Source organism: Agrobacterium sp. DKPNP3, assembly GCF_052686535.1.
In genome coordinates, this window is the sequence record NZ_JBQYSN010000163.1 from 1 (window position 1) to 4,898 (window position 4,898).

At 51.6% G+C, this 4,898-nt stretch carries 6 protein-coding genes; 3 read left to right on the plus strand and 3 right to left on the minus strand.

The window, feature by feature from the left end:
• From ACUTJJ_RS24640 to ACUTJJ_RS24650, 3 genes are all read left to right on the plus strand, one after another.
• Positions 1-134 (plus strand): integrase core domain-containing protein (locus tag ACUTJJ_RS24640; protein ID WP_445543739.1); only part of this gene is annotated, 134 nt, incomplete at its 5' end.
• Between the two features lie 144 nt (positions 135-278).
• Positions 279-590, plus strand: a complete 312-nt coding sequence (locus ACUTJJ_RS24645; protein ID WP_245369122.1) for a helix-turn-helix domain-containing protein — start codon at positions 279-281, stop codon at positions 588-590.
• The gene (locus ACUTJJ_RS24650; protein WP_445543738.1) at positions 587-1,840 is read left to right on the plus strand and encodes a type II toxin-antitoxin system HipA family toxin; all 1,254 of its coding nucleotides are present in this window, start codon (positions 587-589) and stop codon (positions 1,838-1,840) included. Before ACUTJJ_RS24645 ends, ACUTJJ_RS24650 begins: the two co-directional genes overlap by 4 nt.
• Before the next feature lie 1,218 nt (positions 1,841-3,058).
• Here the strand turns inward: ACUTJJ_RS24650 and ACUTJJ_RS24655 are convergent.
• From ACUTJJ_RS24655 to ACUTJJ_RS24665, 3 genes are all read right to left on the minus strand, one after another.
• Entirely contained in the window at positions 3,059-4,312 is a 1,254-nt protein-coding gene (locus ACUTJJ_RS24655) for a type II toxin-antitoxin system HipA family toxin (RefSeq protein WP_445543738.1), read from the minus strand.
• Positions 4,309-4,620, minus strand: coding sequence for a helix-turn-helix domain-containing protein (locus ACUTJJ_RS24660; RefSeq protein ID WP_245369122.1), 312 nt, complete (start codon positions 4,618-4,620; stop codon positions 4,309-4,311). Before ACUTJJ_RS24660 ends, ACUTJJ_RS24655 begins: the two co-directional genes overlap by 4 nt.
• Positions 4,621-4,764: 144 nt before the next feature.
• The coding region (locus ACUTJJ_RS24665) for an integrase core domain-containing protein (RefSeq protein WP_445543739.1) at positions 4,765-4,898 on the minus strand (134 nt) is incomplete at its 5' end.

Sequence of the window (4,898 nt, forward strand, 5' to 3'; positions counted from 1 at the left end):
CAGGGCAAATTATCGAAGACTGGAGAAACGACTATAACCTGAACCGCCCCCACACGAGCCTCAACGGCTTAACCCCTTACGAGTTTGCAACCCGGTCCAGACAGGACCAGAACATGAACAGAGCTAACCTATAAACAGGGACAATCAGGGGAGCAGGTCAGCGACAATGCGGTCCTGCAATACGCAACGAGTCATCAAGCCGAGTTTTCTGAGCATGCATGTGAGTTGCGATTTCTTTTAAGTGCTATTACATTGGCATTAATGGGTCAAAACGGCGCATGGGTGATAATATGTTAGCATTTAAAATGTCTTCCCCTGTAGAGGTTATTCGGGACCTGGCGGATAGAATGAAGCGCCGACGGATCCAGCAAGGATTGACCCAACGCGAATTGGCTGCGAGATCGAGTGTTTCCTACGGATCGCTGAGGCTATTTGAAGAAACCGGCAAAATTTCTCTCGAGAGTCTCGTGAAAATTGCCTTTGCTCTTGAGGCGGAGGCGGAATTTGAACGGCTATTCCCGGGTCGGCCGCCACAGAATATCGATGATGTCATTGATCGTCCTCTCAAGCAGCGTGTGCGCCGGAAATGAAGTTCACGTCAATCCAGAAGATGAGCGTTTATCTGGAGCTCGAAGGGAATGAGAGAAAGCTCGGGACGCTTGCCTGGAGCAGCGGCGAACGGAGGGCGTATTTCGAGTACGCGGCGGAGTTTCTGGCGGCGCCCCTTTTGGTTTCACCATTCCATATGATGGCCTCCACTGGATTGATTGCGGCGCCTCGCAATCCATTTGACGGGCTTCACGGGCTGTTCAACGACAGCCTGCCGGATGGTTGGGGTCGGCTGTTGCTGGACCGCCGGCTTCAGCGGGCGGGCATCGACTATACCCGGCTTACCCCGATCGACCGTCTGTCGGCAGTGGGCAGAACGGGAATGGGCGCGCTCTCATATGTTCCTGAATTGCCAGATGACCAGGAGCCTCAGGCCGTCACCGATCTCGACTGGTTCGCTGATCAGGTCGAGTTGGCGCAGGCTGAAATGGACGTGGCTGATATTGACAGCTTGCAGGGCGCGCAGGGTGGATCTGCGGGCGTGCGGCCGAAGATTATGATCGGCTTCAACCAGGCGGAAAACAGGTGCGTTCTGGATTATGGTCAACGGTTGGACCCGGGGTTTGAGAGGTGGATGGTCAAGGCACCGAGTTCCGATGATCCGCGGGAGATCGGTGCGGAAGAAAAAGCCTATTCGCTTATGGCCGTCGCTGCAGGACTGACGATGGCCGACACCCTGCTGCTGGAGACCAGGAAAGGACGACGGCTTTTTGCGACGAAACGTTTTGACAGGACCCCTGCCGGCAGGCTCCACATGCACACGGCAAGCGGCCTGCTGAATGCCAGCCATCGTGAAGCGAGTGTGAACTATGAGCAACTGCACAAGCTTACTCACATAATGACCCGCGACGCTACTGAAGTCCTGAAGATGTTCCGAAACATGGTGTTCAATGTCTATGCCAGAAATCGCGACGACCATGCGAAGAACCACGCCCTTCTTATGGACGGGAATAGTCGCTGGTCTCTGGCACCCGCATACGATCTTACTTTTTCGTCGGGACCAGGTGGAGAGCACAGCGCCGCAATAGCCGGGGAAGGCAGGAATCCCGGCATATCTCACCTTCTGGCGGTCTCCAGAGGGGCCTCGATTTCAGATCAGGATGCGCGGGAAGTTATAGAGCAGGTTAGAGCGGCCGTAGACCGTTGGCCTGAGTTTGCTGGGGAAGTTCAGTTATCCAGATCCCGGACCGCTGAACTCGACAAGTTCTTGAATGGTAATCGGCTGGCTTAAAGGCCCATGTTTCGATGGATCGGATTTCCGCAGGCCGGATGCCACAAACGTGGAAAATTCCTGAAACTTTTAGAAATTGGAGGTTTCAGGAATTATGTCTTCGTTGGTGGACCATGCCGAGATGCAGGAAGGCGGTGACATGTCATCAGCGGCAGCATTCCAGGTTGTCGTATTCGAAGACCGGAAGTGTGGGTGTGGTGGCTCTGGAATATTTTACCAACATAAATCCAACAAATACATATATTATTGTTTTTATACTTTGATGACGGAATTAATTACCCCTTATAGACTTGAGCGAACGATTGGTCACAGCGCGCCATTGACCTGAGACACGGAAGAGTCATCATTAAACATATAAATTATGCTTATGTGATATGAAAACATATAAAATACTGCAGGCGAACCATCGCTGACAGAGGGAGGGAGTTTAATTGGCGGATTTTGCTTGTTTTATGGACAGGCAATTGGAGCCGCTTGTAACTGGATGATTTTATATAGGTTTTTATATGGGGTGTGATTATTTGTTGGTGGGAACGAGAAGGAATCTGATTGAGAAATGACTGAAAAAGCGATGAAAATTGATGGCGATCGATTATAATAACAATATCATGATATTGTTATTATAATCGATCGCCATCAATTTTCATCGCTTTTTCAGTCATTTCTCAATCAGATTCCTTCTCGTTCCCACCAACAAATAATCACACCCCATATAAAAACCTATATAAAATCATCCAGTTACAAGCGGCTCCAATTGCCTGTCCATAAAACAAGCAAAATCCGCCAATTAAACTCCCTCCCTCTGTCAGCGATGGTTCGCCTGCAGTATTTTATATGTTTTCATATCACATAAGCATAATTTATATGTTTAATGATGACTCTTCCGTGTCTCAGGTCAATGGCGCGCTGTGACCAATCGTTCGCTCAAGTCTATAAGGGGTAATTAATTCCGTCATCAAAGTATAAAAACAATAATATATGTATTTGTTGGATTTATGTTGGTAAAATATTCCAGAGCCACCACACCCACACTTCCGGTCTTCGAATACGACAACCTGGAATGCTGCCGCTGATGACATGTCACCGCCTTCCTGCATCTCGGCATGGTCCACCAACGAAGACATAATTCCTGAAACCTCCAATTTCTAAAAGTTTCAGGAATTTTCCACGTTTGTGGCATCCGGCCTGCGGAAATCCGATCCATCGAAACATGGGCCTTTAAGCCAGCCGATTACCATTCAAGAACTTGTCGAGTTCAGCGGTCCGGGATCTGGATAACTGAACTTCCCCAGCAAACTCAGGCCAACGGTCTACGGCCGCTCTAACCTGCTCTATAACTTCCCGCGCATCCTGATCTGAAATCGAGGCCCCTCTGGAGACCGCCAGAAGGTGAGATATGCCGGGATTCCTGCCTTCCCCGGCTATTGCGGCGCTGTGCTCTCCACCTGGTCCCGACGAAAAAGTAAGATCGTATGCGGGTGCCAGAGACCAGCGACTATTCCCGTCCATAAGAAGGGCGTGGTTCTTCGCATGGTCGTCGCGATTTCTGGCATAGACATTGAACACCATGTTTCGGAACATCTTCAGGACTTCAGTAGCGTCGCGGGTCATTATGTGAGTAAGCTTGTGCAGTTGCTCATAGTTCACACTCGCTTCACGATGGCTGGCATTCAGCAGGCCGCTTGCCGTGTGCATGTGGAGCCTGCCGGCAGGGGTCCTGTCAAAACGTTTCGTCGCAAAAAGCCGTCGTCCTTTCCTGGTCTCCAGCAGCAGGGTGTCGGCCATCGTCAGTCCTGCAGCGACGGCCATAAGCGAATAGGCTTTTTCTTCCGCACCGATCTCCCGCGGATCATCGGAACTCGGTGCCTTGACCATCCACCTCTCAAACCCCGGGTCCAACCGTTGACCATAATCCAGAACGCACCTGTTTTCCGCCTGGTTGAAGCCGATCATAATCTTCGGCCGCACGCCCGCAGATCCACCCTGCGCGCCCTGCAAGCTGTCAATATCAGCCACGTCCATTTCAGCCTGCGCCAACTCGACCTGATCAGCGAACCAGTCGAGATCGGTGACGGCCTGAGGCTCCTGGTCATCTGGCAATTCAGGAACATATGAGAGCGCGCCCATTCCCGTTCTGCCCACTGCCGACAGACGGTCGATCGGGGTAAGCCGGGTATAGTCGATGCCCGCCCGCTGAAGCCGGCGGTCCAGCAACAGCCGACCCCAACCATCCGGCAGGCTGTCGTTGAACAGCCCGTGAAGCCCGTCAAATGGATTGCGAGGCGCCGCAATCAATCCAGTGGAGGCCATCATATGGAATGGTGAAACCAAAAGGGGCGCCGCCAGAAACTCCGCCGCGTACTCGAAATACGCCCTCCGTTCGCCGCTGCTCCAGGCAAGCGTCCCGAGCTTTCTCTCATTCCCTTCGAGCTCCAGATAAACGCTCATCTTCTGGATTGACGTGAACTTCATTTCCGGCGCACACGCTGCTTGAGAGGACGATCAATGACATCATCGATATTCTGTGGCGGCCGACCCGGGAATAGCCGTTCAAATTCCGCCTCCGCCTCAAGAGCAAAGGCAATTTTCACGAGACTCTCGAGAGAAATTTTGCCGGTTTCTTCAAATAGCCTCAGCGATCCGTAGGAAACACTCGATCTCGCAGCCAATTCGCGTTGGGTCAATCCTTGCTGGATCCGTCGGCGCTTCATTCTATCCGCCAGGTCCCGAATAACCTCTACAGGGGAAGACATTTTAAATGCTAACATATTATCACCCATGCGCCGTTTTGACCCATTAATGCCAATGTAATAGCACTTAAAAGAAATCGCAACTCACATGCATGCTCAGAAAACTCGGCTTGATGACTCGTTGCGTATTGCAGGACCGCATTGTCGCTGACCTGCTCCCCTGATTGTCCCTGTTTATAGGTTAGCTCTGTTCATGTTCTGGTCCTGTCTGGACCGGGTTGCAAACTCGTAAGGGGTTAAGCCGTTGAGGCTCGTGTGGGGGCGGTTCAGGTTATAGTCGTTTCTCCAGTCTTCGATAATTTGCCCTG

Bases quoted from the DNA above. Each gene is read 5' to 3' on its own strand.
- ACUTJJ_RS24645 (WP_245369122.1), top strand. From the start codon at position 279: ATGGGTGATAATATGTTAGCATTTAAAATGTCTTCCCCTGTAGAGGTT.
- ACUTJJ_RS24650 (WP_445543738.1), top strand. From the start codon at position 587: ATGAAGTTCACGTCAATCCAGAAGATGAGCGTTTATCTGGAGCTCGAA.
- ACUTJJ_RS24655 (WP_445543738.1), bottom strand. From the start codon at position 4,312: ATGAAGTTCACGTCAATCCAGAAGATGAGCGTTTATCTGGAGCTCGAA.
- ACUTJJ_RS24660 (WP_245369122.1), bottom strand. From the start codon at position 4,620: ATGGGTGATAATATGTTAGCATTTAAAATGTCTTCCCCTGTAGAGGTT.